At 58.6% G+C, this 17,994-nt stretch carries 18 protein-coding genes, 1 tRNA gene and 2 pseudogenes; 2 read left to right on the top strand and 19 right to left on the bottom strand.

All coding sequences use genetic code 11. The features are described 5' to 3' along the window. Position 1: 1 nt before the first annotated feature. From PSQ19_RS12250 to PSQ19_RS12175, 16 genes and pseudogenes are all read right to left on the bottom strand, one after another. Complete coding sequence (locus PSQ19_RS12250; RefSeq protein WP_282217963.1) at positions 2–538, bottom strand: RNA pyrophosphohydrolase; 537 nt, start codon at positions 536–538, stop codon at positions 2–4. Between the two features lie 12 nt (positions 539–550). Further along, on the bottom strand, positions 551–1,603 hold the full coding sequence (locus tag PSQ19_RS12245; protein ID WP_282217962.1) for a divergent polysaccharide deacetylase family protein: 1,053 nt from the start codon (positions 1,601–1,603) through the stop codon (positions 551–553). Positions 1,604–1,765: 162 nt separating this feature from the next. Further along, on the bottom strand, positions 1,766–3,133 hold the full coding sequence (locus tag PSQ19_RS12240; protein WP_282217961.1) for a S41 family peptidase: 1,368 nt from the start codon (positions 3,131–3,133) through the stop codon (positions 1,766–1,768). Positions 3,134–3,188: 55 nt separating this feature from the next. Beyond that, positions 3,189–4,589 (bottom strand): murein hydrolase activator EnvC family protein, encoded by a 1,401-nt coding sequence (locus PSQ19_RS12235; protein WP_282217960.1) that lies wholly within the window; start codon positions 4,587–4,589, stop codon positions 3,189–3,191. Positions 4,590–4,763: 174 nt separating this feature from the next. Next, a pseudogene (locus tag PSQ19_RS12230) lies at positions 4,764–5,491 on the bottom strand (class I SAM-dependent methyltransferase). Between the two features lie 52 nt (positions 5,492–5,543). Next, the gene (gene rlmH, locus PSQ19_RS12225; protein ID WP_282217959.1) at positions 5,544–6,026 is read right to left on the bottom strand and encodes a 23S rRNA (pseudouridine(1915)-N(3))-methyltransferase RlmH; all 483 of its coding nucleotides are present in this window, start codon (positions 6,024–6,026) and stop codon (positions 5,544–5,546) included. A 3-nt stretch (positions 6,027–6,029) separates the two neighbouring features. Continuing rightward, entirely contained in the window at positions 6,030–6,356 is a 327-nt protein-coding gene (gene rsfS / locus PSQ19_RS12220) for a ribosome silencing factor (RefSeq protein WP_282220693.1), read from the bottom strand. Positions 6,357–6,610: 254 nt separating this feature from the next. Next, entirely contained in the window at positions 6,611–7,255 is a 645-nt protein-coding gene (locus tag PSQ19_RS12215; protein WP_282217958.1) for a nicotinate-nucleotide adenylyltransferase, read from the bottom strand. Next, complete coding sequence (locus tag PSQ19_RS12210; protein ID WP_282220692.1) at positions 7,252–8,493, bottom strand: glutamate-5-semialdehyde dehydrogenase; 1,242 nt, start codon at positions 8,491–8,493, stop codon at positions 7,252–7,254. Before PSQ19_RS12210 ends, PSQ19_RS12215 begins: the two co-directional genes overlap by 4 nt. Before the next feature lie 33 nt (positions 8,494–8,526). Then, a complete protein-coding gene (proB, locus tag PSQ19_RS12205) occupies positions 8,527–9,666 on the bottom strand; it encodes a glutamate 5-kinase (RefSeq protein ID WP_282217957.1) in 1,140 nt (379 codons plus the stop codon). 44 nt (positions 9,667–9,710) lie between these two features. Then, a complete protein-coding gene (gene obgE / locus PSQ19_RS12200) occupies positions 9,711–10,754 on the bottom strand; it encodes a GTPase ObgE (RefSeq protein ID WP_282217956.1) in 1,044 nt (347 codons plus the stop codon). After that, positions 10,751–11,287: a GNAT family N-acetyltransferase gene (locus PSQ19_RS12195; protein ID WP_282217955.1), complete on the bottom strand. Its 537-nt coding sequence runs from the start codon at positions 11,285–11,287 to the stop codon at positions 10,751–10,753. Before PSQ19_RS12195 ends, obgE begins: the two co-directional genes overlap by 4 nt. After that, on the bottom strand, positions 11,284–11,865 hold the full coding sequence (locus PSQ19_RS12190) for a GNAT family N-acetyltransferase (RefSeq protein ID WP_282217954.1): 582 nt from the start codon (positions 11,863–11,865) through the stop codon (positions 11,284–11,286). The genes PSQ19_RS12195 and PSQ19_RS12190 overlap by 4 nt, the downstream gene beginning before the upstream one ends. A 114-nt stretch (positions 11,866–11,979) precedes the next feature. After that, entirely contained in the window at positions 11,980–12,246 is a 267-nt protein-coding gene (rpmA, locus tag PSQ19_RS12185) for a 50S ribosomal protein L27 (RefSeq protein ID WP_282217953.1), read from the bottom strand. 288 nt (positions 12,247–12,534) lie between these two features. After that, positions 12,535–12,994: pseudogene (gene rplU / locus PSQ19_RS12180) on the bottom strand (50S ribosomal protein L21); the annotation flags it as partial. A gap of 238 nt (positions 12,995–13,232) precedes the next feature. Then, on the bottom strand, positions 13,233–14,012 hold the full coding sequence (locus tag PSQ19_RS12175; RefSeq protein ID WP_282217952.1) for an MBL fold metallo-hydrolase: 780 nt from the start codon (positions 14,010–14,012) through the stop codon (positions 13,233–13,235). Positions 14,013–14,258: 246 nt separating this feature from the next. On the opposite strand from PSQ19_RS12175, the gene PSQ19_RS12170 reads away from it, so the two are divergent. After that, positions 14,259–14,348: transfer RNA gene (locus PSQ19_RS12170), tRNA-Ser, on the top strand. 195 nt (positions 14,349–14,543) lie between these two features. Here PSQ19_RS12170 and PSQ19_RS12165 read toward each other — a convergent pair. The 3 genes from PSQ19_RS12165 to PSQ19_RS12155 form a co-directional block, all read right to left on the bottom strand. Then, on the bottom strand, positions 14,544–15,563 hold the full coding sequence (locus tag PSQ19_RS12165; RefSeq protein ID WP_282217951.1) for an FtsX-like permease family protein: 1,020 nt from the start codon (positions 15,561–15,563) through the stop codon (positions 14,544–14,546). 305 nt (positions 15,564–15,868) lie between these two features. Continuing rightward, on the bottom strand, positions 15,869–16,735 hold the full coding sequence (locus tag PSQ19_RS12160; protein ID WP_282217950.1) for a histidine kinase dimerization/phospho-acceptor domain-containing protein: 867 nt from the start codon (positions 16,733–16,735) through the stop codon (positions 15,869–15,871). Beyond that, a complete protein-coding gene (locus PSQ19_RS12155) occupies positions 16,732–17,388 on the bottom strand; it encodes a response regulator (protein ID WP_282217949.1) in 657 nt (218 codons plus the stop codon). The genes PSQ19_RS12160 and PSQ19_RS12155 overlap by 4 nt, the downstream gene beginning before the upstream one ends. A gap of 130 nt (positions 17,389–17,518) precedes the next feature. On the opposite strand from PSQ19_RS12155, the gene PSQ19_RS12150 reads away from it, so the two are divergent. Then, positions 17,519–17,989 (top strand): DUF2271 domain-containing protein, encoded by a 471-nt coding sequence (locus PSQ19_RS12150; RefSeq protein ID WP_282217948.1) that lies wholly within the window; start codon positions 17,519–17,521, stop codon positions 17,987–17,989. Positions 17,990–17,994 lie beyond the last annotated feature (5 nt).

The raw sequence follows: 17,994 nt of genomic DNA, 5'->3' as shown, positions 1-17,994 counted from the left end.
TCTAGGCCCTCTTCAGGCGTTGCGGGATGTCGGCGAAGGCGGCGACGACCTTTTCATAGGCGTCTTTCTTGAATGGCACAATCAGTTGCGGGGTGCGGCTCAGTCTCTCCCAGCGCCAGGCGTCAAACTCAACCTTGAACGTACCGCCACCGGGCGTCTCAACATCAATTTCAGTGTCCGCGCCGGTAAAGGCGAAGGCAAACCAGCGCTGGCGCTGGCCGCGATATTTGCCCTTGAGGGCAATGCCCAGTGCGGCGTCGGGCAGGTCGTAATAGATCCACTCAGGCGCTTCGGCCAATAGGCTGACGCTGGTCACATTGGTTTCTTCATGCAGTTCGCGCAGCGCTGCCTTGAGGGCGTCCTCACCCTTGTCGATACCGCCCTGGGGCATTTGCCAGGGTGCGTCAGTTTCGGCTGTGTCTTCGGGATCGGTTTCGGGCATGCGGCGGCCGATGAACACACTGCCCTGAGCATTGAACAGGGCGATGCCGACGCAATCGCGATAGGGCATGGATAGCCGGTCAGGCGTGGCGTGCATGGAAAAGTCTTTCTATTGCATCAGAGCGGTTGCGGGCACCAGGGCAATACCCTTGTTGGCAAGGCCGCGTGACCACTCCGCGACAGTGCGAATGGAAATGGGCAGGGCGCTGATAATGCCGATAGCGCTGCCGTTCTGCCGGGCCTTGGCTTCGAGTTGGGCCAGCGCCGCCTCGATAGGCTCCTTGGCCGGATTGTCATCGATCAGGAGGTCGGCGCGGGCAAACGGCACCTGGTTGCTGGTTGCCAGTTGCGGTGCCACCGAGCGGTTGGAGGAGCCATCGTCTATATAGCCCAGGCCACGGGTGCCCAGTTCTTCCATAATCGGGGAAAAATCGCCGCCGGAGGCAGTAAAGCGGGCGCCCATATTGTTCATGACGCCGACATAGCCGCCGAACCGGGCCATCAGCCAGAAGAGCTTTTCGAGATTGGCACGCGGTGCGTCGCCGGTCAAAAGGGTCTGGGGCCCAGGATCATTGGTTGGATAGTCGAACGGCTCGAGCGGGATTTCGAGAAACACTTCATGGCCACTGTTCTGGGCGGCGGCGACGGTTGATTTCAATGCCTTGCCATAGGGTGCGAAGGCCAAAGTGGTGTCCACCGGCAGGGCTTCAATGGCGTCAATAGTGCCGCTTTCATTGATCCCCAGGCCTGAAACTATAATGGCGATCTTGGGCTTGCCCACGACGTCGGCGGCGTTAAATGGTGCGGCGTAGGCGGCAAACGGGGTGACCCCGGTGGCCGATTTGCGCGGGATCGGCCCGTCCTTGGTTTCCTCGCTGAGGTCAGGTAGTGCGCCGGTTCTGCCCTGTTCGGGCGCGGCCAGAGCTTGTTGTACGGGCACTTGCTGGGGATCGGCGGTAATGGTTATGGGCCCATCGACCGGTCGTTGGGCAAGGGCGCTGGCCATGGCCGAGCCTTCGCGCGTTGCACTCACCGGTGCCTCGGCGACCGGGCGCCCGCCATCAGGATCGTCGACCAGAACCAACCGTAAAATGAAGGCAAGCGACAGCACAAGCACCAGGGCGATCAGTATGCGGCCCAGCGGAAAATGGCGCTTGGCCATCTGGCGCCGTTTCTTTCGCCCCGGCAATGGGGTGCTTAAGTTGTCCGCCATCGTTTCAGACCGCTTTGGGTGTGACGCAAAATGGGGGCGAAGCGGCGAATCAGCCGCTTCGCCCCCGCTGGTTTTTCATATCACACTTCATCGGCCTGCATAGACGACACCTTATTTGGCCGCTTGCTCGGTGGGATGAGGTGGATAGGCCGGATCGCTTTCTTCGCCATCGATCAGGCGGATGGCATATTGTAACTGGGTGTCGTCGGCCTTTTCTGGGGGCACATAGACCGATGATCCAACAGAGGTTTCCTGTTGTCCATCAATCTTGATGTGTCCAGCCAAACCGGCCTCGCCAATGATTTCGTCCTTGCCCTTGAGATCGTCCGGCACATTTTGCAGCACCGTGATATCGGGCTGAATCCCCAGCGCCTGAATCGAGCGATTGTCGGGGGTGTAGTAGCGTGCCGTGGTCAGTCGCATGGCACCATCGGCACCCAGCGATATGATCGACTGCACGGACCCCTTGCCGAAAGAGCGGCTGCCCACGAGCGTTGCGCGCTTATGGTCCTGCAGGGCGCCGGCGACGATCTCGGAAGCAGAGGCCGAGCCGCCATTGATCAGCACAACCAGAGGCACGTCCGCCAGTTCCTTGTCGAGCGGATCGGGAGCGGCATCATAACGGGCACTATCCTGAGGGCCGCGACCCCGGGTCAGGACAATGGCGCCCTGCTTGAGGAAAGCGTCGGCGACATAGACAGCCTGATCGACCAATCCACCCGGATTGTTGCGCAGATCCAGAATAATGCCCTTTGGCGGCACATTCTTGCGCTCCTTGTAGATACCATCGACGGCTTTTTGAATGCCGATAAATGCCTGTTCGGAGAAGCGCGACAGTCGCAGGACCGCGACGTCGCCTTCCATCGACCAGCGCACTGCGCGCATGGCAATAGTGTCGCGGGTCAGTTTGAATTCGAGCGGATCAGAGACGCCTTCACGCACTACGGTCAGCGTAATCGAGGTGCCAATGGCGCCGCGCATCTTGCCCACAGCGTCGTCAAGCGACATGCCTTTGACGTCCTCACCATCCAACTTGACGATCAGATCGTTGGACAACATGCCGGCGCGGGAAGCTGGTGAATCATCGATTGGCGAGACAACCTTGATGAGGCCGTCCTCCTGGGTCACCTCTATCCCAAGACCGCCAAATTCACCCGAGGTATCTTCGCGCATATCCTGATAGTCGGCGGGCGGCAGATAGTTGGAGTGTGGGTCGAGCGAGGTCAGCATGCCCTGGATGGCGGCACGCACCAGTTCCTTTTCATCGGGTGGATCGACATATTCGGCGCGAATACGATCAAAAATCTCACCAAACAAGGCCAGGTCCGAATAGACCTCCTTGGGATCACGCGGCTTGGTGGCAGCTTTGTCGGCGTCCGTCGCCTCTACCGGGGCGGGCTGTTCCTGGGCAATCAGGACGGTCGCCGGTACTAGGAGCGCCAATCCTAGTACGGCGGCGCGGATCTTGGTCAAACGCATCTGGGCTTATCCACTTTGTGTCGTGTTCCGAGGGGGCGCCCACCAGCCGGTTGGGTCAATAGGCGCGTTGTCTTTTCGCAGGCTCAATATAAAGAGTCGGCTGGGAGTTGCCAGCACTGGTCGTGATGGTGCGGCCAATTGTGCGTGATCCCATGGTGCCGATCGGTTCGCCCATCAGAACGAATTGGCCGATGGTCGCTGTCACCTTGTCAAGACCGGCCAACAAAACCGTATAATTCCGGCCCGTATTCATAATGACGATTTGGCCATAATTGAGGTAAGGGCCGGTATAAAGCACCCAGCCGTCGGCGGGCGCAACAACCTGAGCATCGGCACGGGTGACGACAGAAGTGCCGTGTGCTATGCCGCCAAACCCGTCGCTGGCACCATATTCGCGAACATCGACGCCGTTGGCTGGCATGGTCAGATAGCCGTGGGCGGAAGAAAAGGGTACTGCGGGCTCGGTGCGGGCGGTGTTGGCCAGCGCCATCTCAATCGCAGCTGCCGACAATGTGACAGTTGCACCCTCGGGTGATGCCGTATTGGCGGCCTTGACAGCCTCATTGACGCTGGTCATGCGCTCGCCCAGCTTGTCGATCAATTCCTTGAGCGTCTTGGCGCGCGCCGCCAGTTCCACCGCCGCCTGCTCCTCGGCACGCAATTCGTCGGTCATGACCGACACGCCCTGCTTGCGCGCCAGGATCAGCGTGGCAATGCGCAATTGCTCTTCTTCGAGAACCGCGTGATTGGCCTTTAGAAGCTGCTCTTCTTTCTGGGCTTCCTGCTTGATTTCGGTCAAATGTTTGAGATCGGCGGCGACCAGTTCGGCCTTGGCGCGCAGCTGCGGGGCGATAGAGGCGATCAGCATGGCGCTGCGGGCGGAGCCCAGGGCGTCGGAGGGATCGACGATCAGTGCGGGCGGCGGATTGAGTGAAATGCGTTGCAGCGCTGCCAGCACATTGGCAATTTCGGTGTCGGCACCATCGAGGCGTCCGCGAACTTCAAACTCCTGCACGATCAGGTCATTGAGGCGTGTTTCAACGTCGGCGACCTCGATTTCGGCAAGTTTGACCCGCTGACCGGCAGCGATAAGTGCCGCATTCTGCTTGGTTCGGTCGCCCTCCATGTCGGCAATTTCGCGTTTGAGGGCGTCGACGCGGTCCTGACTCAGGGAAATTGATTTTTCCACCTGCTCAAGTGCGGCTTCCCGGTCCGCCTCGGTCTGGTCAGGGGTTTGTGTCGATGGTGGCGCCTCATCCTCGGTCGGGGTTGCGGCGGGGGTGGCGTTGTCGTCTGGGGGAATTGCGGGTTCGTTGGCCGAGGGCGTTGCCTCGGTCTCGACGCTCCCGGGCTGGTTCTGGTCCTGATCCTGAGCGTGCAGAGGAGGGGACAGGCTGAGGCCAAGCGCCAGACTTGCCGCCAATATTCCCAATCGCGTGTTGGCGCGCCTCGACATGACTGCTCCCATGGCCCTGATCGTCCCATACGGGATCGAAAAGCGAATCATTTGCCCGCACTCTAGCAAGGGGCGCACAAATCGGAGGTTAATAAGGCTTAACCATAATGGGTGGCGCAAAACCAGGGTTGCACTACCACCAGCGAGTTTGCCCCTGACACGTCCTAAACGCATCTATGTGGACGCGGACACGATCAGCATCATGGGGCGGTCCAACTCTTCGGCCAATCGCGGCATCTGTCTGATCTGGTCGAAAGAGGGGGCGAACTCGGCGAGTTGGCGAATCTGAAAGCCTGCGTTTATCAGCGTATTCACGGTCGTGGCGAGCGTACGATGATATTTCAGCACACCTTTGGCGAACCAGTCGGTGCGGCGCTCGCCTTCAAGACTATAGCCACTAACAGGCCAGGTTCTCTTGCCCTTGTCGTCTGTCGTCCAGCGCGGATTGTCGGCTGCCATGAAAATTGGATGCTCGATGGTGAATATGAGATTGCCGCCGGGTGCCAGTGCCTTGCGGATCGTTTGCGCGAGGCGGGCGAAATCCTCAACATAGTGAAAGGCCAGGGCACTATAGGCCAGATCAAATGCCGCCAGGGGCAGGGTCAGCGTGTCGAGGTCCTCTATTCGGTACTCGATGGCGTCATCGGCGGTGTCCGCCCTGGCGCGCTCGATCATCTTGTTTGATAGATCAAGTCCGAGGACCGACTTTGCGCCCTGTTCGCGCATCCAGCGCGCCGTCCATCCGAAACCGCAGCCCAGATCAGCCACGCGTTTCCCCCCAGATCGGGCAGCATGGCGCGGATCGCTGGCCATTCCGGCGCCCCGTCAAGGCCCTGCACCTGACGCGGCAACTGGCTGTAGCCATCAAAAAAATCGGGATTGTCGTAGATATTTTGTGCCAATTTTCGTTCCGATAATTGCGCCCTGGTCTGGGGCCTTGCCAGCTAAATCTGCCTAGTCTCCACGGTGGTAGGGATGGCCGGAAAGGATGGTTGTTGTGCGATATAATTGCTCGGCTAGCATGATCCGCACCAATTGGTGGGGCCAGGTCAGCGGCGAAAATGATAGGGTCAGATCGGCTGCTTTGACAAAATCAGGCGCCAGTCCGTCGGCCCCACCAATTACAAAGCTGGCATTGGGGCGGCCATCATCGCGCCATCGCTCGATCAGGCCGGAAAAATCGGGGGATCCGATGGATTTTCCGCGCTCGTCAAGTGCCACCACAATGCCTTGGGGCAGGGCGGCGCGAAGGTTTTTGGCTTCGTCGGTCTTGCGGGCGGCGGCGCTGGAGACACGCGATTCGACCAGTTCAATGACTTCGAACCCGGTCAAGCCCAATGTTCGGCCGCTGGCGGCGGCGCGCGACAGGTAGCGATCCACCAATTCGCGCTCCGGGCCGGCCTTCATCCGGCCGACCGCCGCAATGCTGATTTTCATCGGCTAGTGGGCGTCTTCGGCAAATTCGGCCTGCCACATTTTTTCAATGTTATAGAATTCGCGCACTTCAGGCCGGAAGATATGAACGATTACGTCACCGGCATCGACCAGAACCCAGTCGCAATGGGGCAGACCCTCGATGCGAGGCTTGGTGTAACCGGCTTCGCGCAGGGACTTGACCAATTGATCGGCAACAGCGCCGACATGGCGCTGTGAGCGCCCCGAGGTCACCACCATATGGTCGCTCAGCGAGGATTTGCCGGTGATGTCCACGGCAATGGTTTGCTCGGCCTTGGCATCATCAAGGCTTTCAAGCACGACATTGATCATTGGACGTTCCGGGGTTGCCTGCGTGGTGTCCGAACGCGGTTCGGTGGGAGATTTTGTGGGCATCTGGGCCATCAATACCGGCCTCGTGCCCACGCCTGTACAGCATGGGTCATGCGTTTGTGCAGCATCCTTGGTTGTTTAATCGAATGGGCGCGCGTCTTTGCAAATGACAAGCGGTCAATCCCGGTTCTGGTGACTACAATCACACCTTGGCAATATGCGCTTTCTTGCCAATTTGCGCAAGGTGGGGCGCACTATTTCGTTGATGAAACGTGGCGGCGGGCGCGGATGGCAGAGGAGGACAGGCCTGATTGACGACCATGCAAATAGACCCAGGCGGGCGGTTTTTGCAGCGCCAGTCCGGGCGCATCACTTTCATCGACACGGTAGCGTTCAAGCGCCTCCGCGGCACGCGATGATGGGGCAAGTCGCGCCGATCCGGGACGCACATAAATGGCAATCGGCACCATGTCGGCGATATCGCGCCAGCGCTGCCAATGATGAAATCCCACCATATTGTCGGCGCCCATGATCCAGACAAAATGCCGGTCGCCAAGCGTTCGGGTCAAAAATCGGATGGTTTGATAAGAATAGGTAAATCCCTTTGCCGCCTCAAAGCCGGTGACCTTGATCCTTGGGTGGGTCATGACTGTGCGGGCGCCCTCGACCCGTTGGGCCAGCGGGGCCAGATCGGCGCGGTTCTTGAGTGGATTGCCGGGCGTAACCAATACCCAGAGCGCGTCGAGTCCCAACCGGGTCAGTGCCTGTTCGGCGACCAGCAAATGTCCCTTATGGGCCGGATTGAAACTGCCGCCAAACAGCCCGATCCGCATGCCGGCCCCCGAGGGCGGCAATCGGGTAATGCCGCTAAGATGGACCGGGCTAAAGCGCTGGTTCAAGGACGCGTCTGCCCGGCGCCGGTGACACGATAATTAAAGCTGGTCAATTGCTCGACCCCGACTGGTCCGCGCGCGTGCATCTTACCCGTGGCGATGCCGATCTCGCCGCCAAAGCCAAATTCACCGCCGTCGGCAAACTGGGTTGAGCTATTGTGCATCAGGATGGCGCTGTCGATGCGGTTGAAGAACTGCTCGACTGCTGCTGGATCCTCGGTAATGATGGCCTCGGTGTGGTGACTGGAATACTGTTCGATATGGGCGATTGCAGCGTCTATGTCGGGCACGATCCTGACTGCGATAATGGCGTCCTCATATTCGGTTTGCCAGTCGGTTTCGCTGGCGGGCTTTGCCGATTTGATGTGCTGGCGCACCGTTTCGTCGCCGCGAATTTCGCACCCTCTGGCAATAAGCGCGGCAATGATCGGCTCGAGATGGGTTTTGACCACATCCTGATGGACCAACAGGGTTTCGACGGCGCCGCAAATGCCGGTGCGACGCATCTTGGCGTTGAGCGTCACATTGACGGCCATATCGAGATCGGCGCTCTTGTCGATATAGACATGCACCAGCCCTTCAAGATGGGCAAAAACCGGCACACGCGCTTCGGCCTGCACCCGCCCAACCAGCGATTTACCGCCCCGGGGCACGATCACATCAATATTGCCGCCCAAACCGGCCAGCATTTCGCCAACGGCGGCGCGGTCGGTTGTGGGCACCAGCTGGATGGCTTCAACCGGCAATCCTGCCAGATGCAAACCATCCCACAGACATTCAACAAGGGCGCGCGATGAAAATGTACTATCCGACCCGCCACGCAGGATTACCGCGTTACCCGATTTCAGACATAGCGCTCCGGCGTCTGCGGTAACATTGGGGCGCGATTCAAAGATCACGCCAATGACTCCGAGCGGGGTGCGGACACGCTTGATATGCAAGCCATTGGGCCGATCCCATTCGGCAAGGAGCTGGCCAACCGGATCGGGCAGTTCGCCGATGGTGCGCAGCCCTTCGACAATGGCGTCGATCCGCGCATCGGTCAGCAGCAACCGATCCAGAAAGGCGGCGGTAATACCCTTGGTGCGCGCCGCGTCCACATCCTTGGCGTTGGCGGCCAGAATTTCGGCGCGACGAGCGTTAATGACCGCTGCACCGCCCATGATGGCGCGGGTTTTCTGTTCGGAGGATGCGGAGGCCAATTGGCGTGCGGCTTGACGGGCGGCAGTGCCCAGACCGGCCATCATTGCCTTGAGCCTCAGTTTTCGCCACTGTGTTCACTCTGCCTCTCCATTTTTGCCTGATACCATAACCATATTATCGCGATGGACCAGTTCGGAACGATTGCCAACGCCCAATATCGCCAGAACGGCGGCGCTGCGCTTGCCTTTGACCTCCAGGGCATCGGTGCTGTTGAGCCCTGACAGGCCCCTGGCAATTTCATGGCCATCGCCATCCACGATGGCAATAGTATCACCGCGCTCGAAACTGCCATTTACCGCGACGACACCGATCGGCAGCAGCGAACGCCCGGCGTGCAGCGCTCGCTCTGCCCCAGCGTCGATGGTAACGCTGCCCGCGACGCCGAGCGAGCCCATGATCCAGCGCTTTCTGGCTTGGGCGCGGCCCGGAACGGCGTGAAACAATGTGTGGCGGGCGCCCTCTATCAGGGCTTGCAGCGGATGTTGTTCGCTGCCCCTGGCGATAATCATGGCCGTACCGGCCAGCGTGGCAATCTTGCCCGCCTCGATCTTGGTGGTCATGCCGCCGCGCGACAAATGGCTGGCAGCGCCACCGGCCATGGCTTCGATTGTTGGGGTGATGCTGGGAACGTCCGGCAGGTGTGCCGCATCAGAATTTTGCGTGGGGGGCGCGGTATAAAGCCCATCGATGTCGGAGAGCAGGATCAGGCAGTCGGCCTCGATCATGGTGGCGACCCGGGCCGATAGGCGATCATTGTCGCCATAGCGAATTTCGGCGGTGGCGACGCTGTCATTTTCATTGATGATCGGCACGGCGCCCAACGACAATAGCGTGGAAATCGTCGTGCGGGCATTGAGAAAATAGCGACGTTCTTCAGTGATATTGGGGGTGAGCAATATCTGGCCAGTGATGATCTGGTGTTGGCCCAGGGCATCGGCCCAGGCTTGGCTTAAGGCGATTTGCCCGGCGCTGGCAGCGGCCTGGCTTTGCTCAAGCGACAGGTTTTGGGCGTTCAGGCCCAACAGCCTGCGTCCCAGCGCCACCGCGCCCGAGGACACGATTATGATGTCGGCGCCCGCCGCCTTGAGTGCGGCGATGTCGTCGGCCAGGCTCCCCAGCCAAGCCGAACGCAGCCTGCCGGTCTTGCTGTCGACCAGCAGGGCAGAGCCAATCTTGATAGTAATGCGCTTATAGGGCGACAGGGCGTTGGTCATGTCTGGTTCTTGTCAATGCCAGGTGGGACTGGTCATGGCACTTGTCATGGCGTCCAGCCCGGTTCTGTCTGGCGCCGCAGGGCCTCCGCCTTGGCTGCCTTGGCCTCATCAAGCGTTTCAACAACGCCATAGAGCACTTGATCAACGCCTTGGCCGGTCACGCCCGAAATCTGCAACACTTTCTGTCCGCTGAGTTTTTTGAGCAATTTGACCTTTTCCGTCAGATCATCAGGGGCCATTGCATCGACTTTGTTGAGCACGACAAGTTCGGACTTTTCGCCCAATTGGGCGTCATAGGCGCTTAATTCGCTGCGAATGGTTTTGTAGGCGTGTGCGATATCGTCCTGGGTGCCATCGATGAGATGGATCAAGACCCCGCAGCGTTCGATGTGACCCAGGAAGCGGTCGCCAATGCCGACGCCTTCGCTGGCGCCTTCGATCAGGCCGGGAATGTCGGCGAGGACAAAGTCGCGCTCGCCAATGCTGACCACGCCCAGATTGGGGTGCAGCGTTGTAAAGGGATAGTCGGCAATCTTGGGCTTGGCGGCCGATACAGCCGCCAGAAAGGTGGATTTTCCAGCATTTGGTAGTCCTACCAATCCGGCGTCAGCGATCAGTTTCAGGCGCAGCCATATCCATTTTTCTACCCCCGGCTGGCCGGGATTGGCGTGGCGGGGGGCCTGATTGGAACTGGTCTTGAAATGGGCATTGCCAAAACCGCCATTGCCGCCGCTCAGCATGACAAAGCGCTGGCCAACTTCGGTCATGTCGGCGATCAGGGTTTCGTTGTCATCCTCAAAAACCTGGGTGCCAACGGGCACGCGCAGCACGGCGTTCTCACCATGGGCACCGGCGCGGTCCTTGCCCATGCCATGGGTGCCGGTCTTGGCCTTGAAATGCTGTTGATAGCGATAATCGATCAGGGTGTTAAGCCCGTCGACGCACTCGATCACCACATCGCCGCCACGCCCGCCATTGCCGCCGTTGGGGCCACCAAATTCAACATATTTTTCGCGCAGGAAGGATACAGCGCCCCCGCCACCATCGCCCGAACGGACATAGACCTTGGCCTGATCAAGGAACTTCATTTGTGCGTGTCCATCCATTGGGCGCGGGTCAGTTGGGTGTCGATATGCTCCACCTCTGTGCCGCGCGCAAGAGACAGAACAGAAGAGCGGCCGGTTTCGGTGAATCCGAGTTTGGCCTGAATGGCGAGCGAAGCCAGATTGAAGACAAAGACACCAGAAAGAACCTTGTCGGCATTGCTGGTGTTGAAAAACCAGTCAAGGGCGGCTGTCACCGCTTCGGTCATGATGCCGCGTCCCCAAAATGGCGGTCCCAGCCAATAGCCGATTATGACGCCGTTGTCGCCCCGATGAAAGCCGACCTGGCCGGCATAGCCTTCCTCGGCCAGTTCAATGGCAAAATTGGTGTCTTCAGGCGGCAGGTCGGGGCGCCGGCCGCGCAACCAGGCCCGCGCGTCCGCCATTCTATAGGGAAAAGGTACGCGCGCCAGATTGCTGGCGACCGCATAGTCGCTCAAGAAGAGCGTGATCCGCTCGGCGTCATCCGAACGCGGCAGGCGGAGCGTCAGCCGGTTTGTGGTCAGGGGCTGGCTCATTGGGCGGCTTGGCTTCTGGCCTGGTCATGCTTCAAATGATCGGGCGGCAACAAGTTCTGTGCCAACAGAATCATTTTTTTGCCCTTGAGGGGGCCGTCGGGTTCGGGAGCCTCCCCGATGATGGAAAAGCCCACTTTTTCAAGCACATGGATCGAGCCGATGTTGGTGTGGAGGGCGCGTGAGCGCAATCTTGCTATTTTTCTCGTGGTCCTGGCCGCCTGGACTAGCGCACGGGCCGCTTCGGTGCCAAAACCCTGTCCCCAATAGGGTTGACCCAGCCAGTAGCCCAATTCGGGCACATCATTGTCGCCAAAATGCAGGCTGGTGACGCCGATGCATTTGCCGGCGAGGCAAATGCTATAGGCCCATTCGCCGTTGGCGCGTGCCAGATGCTCGATGAAATAATGCGCGTCGCTGAGTTCATACGGAAAAGGCAGCCGCGTCAGGTTTCGGTTGACCTCATAATTGTTGGCCAATGCCGCCATGTCGGGGGCGTGCGCCGCGACCGGTGCCGCCAGGGTGAGCCGTTCGGTGGTGATGGCGTCGGGCAGCAATGTTGCGGGGTCGGGATGGGCCATTTGATCACTTTGAAAAAACGAAAGGGGAACCGGCGGACCGGTTCCCCTGAAACTTGATCTGGCTCTTGCGCCTTGCCGGGGAACTGGTCACCGGCCGCGCTGGAGCACGCCGGTTTATTCGGCGGCCTGTGCCGGCTCGACCGAAACATAGACCTTGGAATTGGCGCGGGTGCGGAAGGCAACCTTACCGTCAACCAGAGCATAAATGGTGTGATCCTTGCCCAAGCCAACGCCAGTACCGGGATGCCATTTGGTGCCGCGCTGACGGATCAGGATATTGCCGGCAATAACGGCCTCGCCACCAAACTTCTTGACGCCAAGACGGCGACCGGCGGTATCGCGACCGTTGCGGGATGAACCGCCTGCTTTTTTATGTGCCATGGTGCTTCTTCCTTATTTCTTATCGGCCTTGGCGCGAGGCGCCTTGCCAGCCAACAATTCCTTAGCCTGATCAATCCACTCTTCGCGCTCGATCCGGCCTTTGAAGCTCAGGATGTCGTCATATTTTGTGACATCTTCAGCAGTCCAGGCTGCGATCTGAGCGAGGCTGGTGATCCCGGCTTCGTTCAACTTCTTTTCGAGCGCTGGACCGACACCGCCGATCAGCTTGATGTCGTCAACGGCATCGGCCTTGGCGGCCTTTTTGGCCGCTGGAGCCTTGGCTTGGCTGGCAGCTTCAGCCTTTGGCGCTTCGGCCTTTGGAGCAGCGGCCTTGGGGGCTGCTGCCTTTTTGGCTGGCTTGGCTTCGGCGGCCGGCTTTGCCTCAGTAACGGGCTTGGCTTTCGCAGCAGGCTTGGCCGCAGCCTTGAGATTTGGCTTGGCGCCACCGGTCAGGATTTCGGTAATACGCACGGTCGAAAGCAATTGGCGGTGGCCATTGCGACGACGATAATTGTGGCGACGGTTCTTTTTGAAGATGATGACGGTTTTCTGCTTGCGGGTTTCCACCAGGCTCAGCGGCAACCAGAGCGCCCTCAACCAGAGGTGCACCAACTTCGTCACCCACCATCAATACCTGATCAAAGGTCACGATCGAGCCGATTTCGGCATCGAGCTTTTCAATCTTGAGAACATCGTCGGCGGCAACTTTATACTGTTTGCCACCAGTCTTTATCACTGCAAAAGTCATTCATTGTACCGCACGTGTTAAACGTATCGGTCCCATTTTTGTCGCGCTTTGCGGCGCCGCAGTATTGCCCCGGGGCAACGCCCCGACCTGCGGACTTCAAGATGCGGCCGGTTCAACCGGCGGGCAGCCTCAAGCAGCGGTTTTCAAACCAAAGAAGCGCGCCGGATTAGGCTCCGGGGCGCGTTCTGGTGCGGCTTATCAGGGCAAATGCGCAAAGAGTCAAGGCGTGCCGGGGATTTTAGGCCTTGTTCGGATACCAATCGCGCAGCCGGACTTCGCTGGCATCTCCGACCAGGCCCTCGAGAATGGACAGGTCGCTATCGCCATAATGATAGGGATAGGTGATCTTGGGTTTGAAGGTCTTGATCGCTTCACCGGCCTGCTCCACCGTCATGGTATAAGGCAGGTTCATTGGCAGGAAGGCCACATCGATATTTTCGAGCGCCAGCATGTGCGGCGTTGGTTCGGTGTCGCCGGCAACATAGACAATCTTGTTGTCAAACTTGAGCAGATAGCCATTGCCGACGCCGGGCGGGTGATATTTGGCCCGGTCAGGTGTGGTGTTGAAGGCCGAGATGGCGGCAATCGAAAGCCCGTTAAGCACGCCTTCGTCGCCATTGGCCATGCCGGTGGCATTGGGCTTGAGCGCATCTGGCAGTTTTTCGAAAACGTCCTGGTTGGTAATCAGCGGAATACCGCCCGCGGCAATGGCTTCAAGCGTGGGGACGTCAAAATGGTCGCCATGACCATGGGTGATGACAATGGCGGTTGGAGCGGGCAGGTTGGCGTAGCGTTCGGCGCCGCCGACCGGATCGGCGTAGATCACCTGATCTTTCCACCCCAGCAACAGCGAAGCATGATCGACGGGATGGATGGTGAGGTTCCCATCATCTGTTTCGATTATGTCCCCTTCAAGCATGGCTTCACCTGACTGGGCAAATGTGTGCGAGACAAAGGGTGCAAAACTGGCAAATGGCAGTGCGGAAAGTCCCGCAATGACGTGGCGTCTTTTGGTCATGAAATTGTCCTTTCATGGGGCAGGAGCGCAGCAAATATTGTGACAGCACCAGCGCGATGGCGCGACAAACGAATGCGTTACTGTCAAGGTTAACGTCATGCTAGCGTTTGAGTATCGGTGTGGTTGCCTATGTTAGCGCAAACCATGTCGCAAAAAACGCCGCCCCCATATTGCAGCCACTGCCCCGCTATGCCATAAGCCCGCCTGTTCGACCGGGCTACAGGCAGCTGTAGCTATCGACCTCGCGGAGAGGTGGCAGAGTGGCCGAATGCACCGCACTCGAAATGCGGCATGGGGGTGACTCCATCGGGGGTTCGAATCCCTCCCTCTCCGCCAAAATTTCCTCTTAGTGGTTGATTTTTAACGTATAATGTCCGCGTTTTTCACTTTTCCCCACTACCATCCCAACTTTAGGTCGCGGTGCACGCGCTCTCGTGAGTTTTGCGCGGACTAGCCCCGGATACATTGGTGCGGAGCCGTGAGGCCGCAAGCTGTCGTCGACACAGTGCAGTTGCCTTGACAATCCTTACGCTAGGTAAGCTCTCGTATGCGCTGAACAGGCTTGCTTGAGGCTTGCTTGATACCGTTGGCCACGGCAATCGAGGTGGCAATTGCGACAGCAATGACGACCGCAATCAGGTATGGCCATGGCACCGACATAAATTCAGGCGGCGGATCAAAGACACCGTGAAGCACAACAACAAGCACTTGAGCAACCACGCCGCCGACAATCGCGCCAATGATGTCTCCCATGCTGAGCACTACGATGGTTTCGGGTACGATAAATGCCGCCAATTGGCGTGGGGTGGCCCCGATCGCGGTCAAAATGGCGAACCCACGCCGACGGTCGGCCAACCCCAAGGCAAGCATCAAGCCGGTGGCACCCAACACTAGAACAACTGCAAAGCTTAATTCGAGCGCCGTTAATCCGGCCAAATCTATGGCCGTTAGGCTCGACCCAATAATATGGGCGGCGTCGCCAAGCTCTTTGACCTGCATCCCGGGATAGGACTTGGCCAAATCTATAGCTGCGGCCTTGATTGTCGCATTATTGCCCGAGGTTTTTAGCAATCCAACTTCACGCCCAGCGACGCCCGTCATTTTGGCGATATAGCTGGCATTGGCAACAATAAAGCTATCACGCGGCGCCGTAGGAAATTCTCGCACGATGCCCGAAAATACAAACGGCACCACTTTGTAGGCGCCATCAGGACTTTGTAGGCGCAGATTGAGCGGATCACCCAAGTTCAATTGGTAATCTGTGACTGTTTCATCTGACACCAGAATTGCTTCAGGCGTCGCAGCGAGTTTTGCCAAAGTGGCTTTTGCATCGCCATTGCCGAAATAGGCATTTGCCATAGCAGTGGCATTACTGATGGTGGCGGGGTCTATGCCATATAGGTCCTGCAGGTCGGTGCCGACATAGGCATAGCGATGCTGCATAAATTGGGAATTCACCACACCGGGCAAGGCAGCAAGTTTGTCTTTGAGTATGTCTGCTGGCGCGAGCCGCGAGCCAGTCACCGTCACGTCCGCCCCATTGGTGAGCATGGCGTCAACCCTGGATTGGGCTTGATACGTCGTATTAAATATTGCGGTCGAAACGGCAAATCCGACGGCCAACGTCACGAATGCAGCACTGCGGGCCAACCGCGCCCGCTGACGTAATAGTGACGAGGCAACTGGGGGGCGATCGCGCCTGATATTGGCGCAATCATTTTTTCAATAACCGGTTTACCCCGCAGCAACATCAGGCGCACAATCCGCATACCTCGTGCGCGGCGTGAAAGTCGCGGACGACTAATGTAATGACGGGACGCAGGTCGATAGGCACCTCTGATCGAGCAAATCCTGCGTCAAGGCGAGCGAGTTGCAAGAGCCTTTTCCGATAAATGGGACAGATTGCGCAGTGCGCTTTCTATGTCCCTGATCCGCGATTGTGCCGGATGCTCGCCGGGCTCGTAGGCGAGGCGTTGGGTCTGGGCCAGCGCACCGGCGATTGGGGTGCGCAGTTCGTGCGCGCTATTGGCGGCAAATTCGCGCTCGATATCCATGGCTGACTTGAGCCGCACAAGCAGTGCGGCAACCTCCTGGGCGATTGGCGCCAATTCCACGGGATGTTTATTGTTGCTCAGCGGTGACAGGTTTGCGCCACCGCGTTCAGCAATTTCGCGCCGTAAACGCTCAAGTGGGCTCATCGCCAGCCGCACGGCAAACCATATGCCTGCCGCCCCTAAGGGCAATAGACCTGCAAGCGGCCAGAACAGAGCGCCAATCGCGTCGCGAAGGGCTTCGCCGCGATAGTTAGAGGTTTCCAACACGACAATACCAAATCCAGAGCGATGGTCACTCGCGGCAAAGGCGCGACGATTTCCGATAAGTAAAAATCCATCGCCCGACGGAATGCTGGATAGGACCTGGGGGGCATCCTCCGCCCGGATAACGACTTTGCCGGTGCTATCATAAACCAGGTAGGTGAACGAACCTGCCGCCGCCCCTTCGGTGGCAGCAATGGGCAGAGCATGTTCCGAAGGTTCCCACAAATCATGGAGGGCGAGTGGCAGCAACCGGTAAGCACTTTGACGCAATCCTTCGTCAAAGGATTCCGCCAACTCGTGCTGCAGAACATTTGTGGAAATTGCGGCGGCACCCAACCAGAGTAAGCAAGTGCCGACACTTAGCCAAATGGCAAGACGCAGGGCAATCGAGTAGGGCCACTTCATTTATCAACCCTATAGCCAAGGCCGCGTTGGGTAGTTATCGTTTTGCGCCCCAGTTTTTTGCGCAGCCTGCTAATATAGACTTCAACCGCATTGCTTTCGATCTCAGCGCCAAATTCATACAAGGAATTCTCGAGCTCCGATCTGCTCACGACCGATCCGCGTCGACTGATCAGGCGTTCGAACACGGCCCATTCGCGCTGTGTAAGGGTAACAGACTCCTCGCCCTGCATTATCAATTTGGTCGCCAGGTTCACCTGCGCAGCGCCTACGGTTACAAGCGGCGCTGGATTGCCAGAATATCGACGCGCCACCGCCGCAACACGCGCACTCATTTCACTCAAGTCGAAAGGTTTGACCAGATAATCGTCGGCGCCGGCATTTAAGCCTTCGATGCGAACGCCAATTTGGTCCTGCGCCGTGGTGATGATAACCGGCACCGAACTGCCGCGGGCACGTAGGTGCCGCAGTAAGTCCAGGCCCCGGCCGTCTGGTAAATTAAGATCGAGCAGGACCAGTTCATACCCAACGCCGTCCAAGGCGGCCTCGGCATCATCCACCCGCTTCATCCAGTCGACGCTGTGGCCTGTGGCTGCAACATGGTCGCGGATCGCGCCGCCGAGCACCTGGTCATCCTCAACCAGCAATATGCGCAATTTCTGCTCCTTTTGGACCATCCCGATAATCGCAACCTTACACCAACCTGAATAGTGAGCCTGGTTTGCTTCAGGCTGCTGTCAGGTTGGTCTGCGATATGGGGACAATTACCAACCATGGAGTGCCCTCATGAAAAAGCTGATCACGGTCCTGATGCTTGCAACGGCGCTTGGAACGCCCACTCTCGCGTTCGCCAAGGATACCAAGCTATCCATCCAGATGTCTAACTATTGGGGTCCACCTGCCTATCTTGCGGTCTATCTGAACAAGCCTGATGGTACCTTTGATTCCACCGTCTGGGTGGCCGGAGGCCAATCGCGCTACCAGAGGGATCTGCGTAGCTGGTTTCGCGCTGCCTCATCCAGCAATCAACGCATTGACGGCATCACCGGCGCCAGCATTGGCGGTGGACGGACCATGCAGGTCGACGTCAATATCGCGGATTCCCTGATTGATGCAGGCTATACACTTCATGTGGACAGCGCGGTTCAGGATGGCGGATTGGTTCGTGACGACGCGGTGTTGAAATTGACCCAGGCCAATTCGGGGACGGTTGTCGCCGGCCGAGGCTATGTGGGCGCTCTGAGCGTCAGCTTTTAAGGGGC

Source organism: Devosia algicola (assembly GCF_028816455.1).
In the GTDB taxonomy this organism is placed as follows: Bacteria; Pseudomonadota; Alphaproteobacteria; order Rhizobiales; family Devosiaceae; genus Devosia; species Devosia algicola.
This window is presented reverse-complemented; position numbering and strand designations above follow the sequence as displayed.

What these genes read in the sequence shown, in the direction of transcription:
- PSQ19_RS12250 (WP_282217963.1), bottom strand. Translation starts at nt 538, where the DNA reads ATGCACGCCACGCCTGACCGGCTATCCATGCCCTATCGCGATTGCGTC.
- PSQ19_RS12245 (WP_282217962.1), bottom strand. Translation starts at nt 1,603, where the DNA reads ATGGCCAAGCGCCATTTTCCGCTGGGCCGCATACTGATCGCCCTGGTG.
- PSQ19_RS12240 (WP_282217961.1), bottom strand. Translation starts at nt 3,133, where the DNA reads ATGCGTTTGACCAAGATCCGCGCCGCCGTACTAGGATTGGCGCTCCTA.
- PSQ19_RS12235 (WP_282217960.1), bottom strand. Translation starts at nt 4,589, where the DNA reads ATGTCGAGGCGCGCCAACACGCGATTGGGAATATTGGCGGCAAGTCTG.
- rlmH (WP_282217959.1), bottom strand. Translation starts at nt 6,026, where the DNA reads ATGAAAATCAGCATTGCGGCGGTCGGCCGGATGAAGGCCGGCCCGGAG.
- rsfS (WP_282220693.1), bottom strand. Translation starts at nt 6,356, where the DNA reads ATGATCAATGTCGTGCTTGAAAGCCTTGATGATGCCAAGGCCGAGCAA.
- PSQ19_RS12210 (WP_282220692.1), bottom strand. Translation starts at nt 8,493, where the DNA reads ATGGCCGGTCTGGGCACTGCCGCCCGTCAAGCCGCACGCCAATTGGCC.
- proB (WP_282217957.1), bottom strand. Translation starts at nt 9,666, where the DNA reads ATGACCAACGCCCTGTCGCCCTATAAGCGCATTACTATCAAGATTGGC.
- obgE (WP_282217956.1), bottom strand. Translation starts at nt 10,754, where the DNA reads ATGAAGTTCCTTGATCAGGCCAAGGTCTATGTCCGTTCGGGCGATGGT.
- PSQ19_RS12195 (WP_282217955.1), bottom strand. Translation starts at nt 11,287, where the DNA reads ATGAGCCAGCCCCTGACCACAAACCGGCTGACGCTCCGCCTGCCGCGT.
- PSQ19_RS12190 (WP_282217954.1), bottom strand. Translation starts at nt 11,865, where the DNA reads ATGGCCCATCCCGACCCCGCAACATTGCTGCCCGACGCCATCACCACC.
- rpmA (WP_282217953.1), bottom strand. Translation starts at nt 12,246, where the DNA reads ATGGCACATAAAAAAGCAGGCGGTTCATCCCGCAACGGTCGCGATACC.
- PSQ19_RS12175 (WP_282217952.1), bottom strand. Translation starts at nt 14,012, where the DNA reads ATGACCAAAAGACGCCACGTCATTGCGGGACTTTCCGCACTGCCATTT.
- PSQ19_RS12165 (WP_282217951.1), bottom strand. Translation starts at nt 15,563, where the DNA reads ATGCTCACCAATGGGGCGGACGTGACGGTGACTGGCTCGCGGCTCGCG.
- PSQ19_RS12160 (WP_282217950.1), bottom strand. Translation starts at nt 16,735, where the DNA reads ATGAAGTGGCCCTACTCGATTGCCCTGCGTCTTGCCATTTGGCTAAGT.
- PSQ19_RS12150 (WP_282217948.1), top strand. Translation starts at nt 17,519, where the DNA reads ATGAAAAAGCTGATCACGGTCCTGATGCTTGCAACGGCGCTTGGAACG.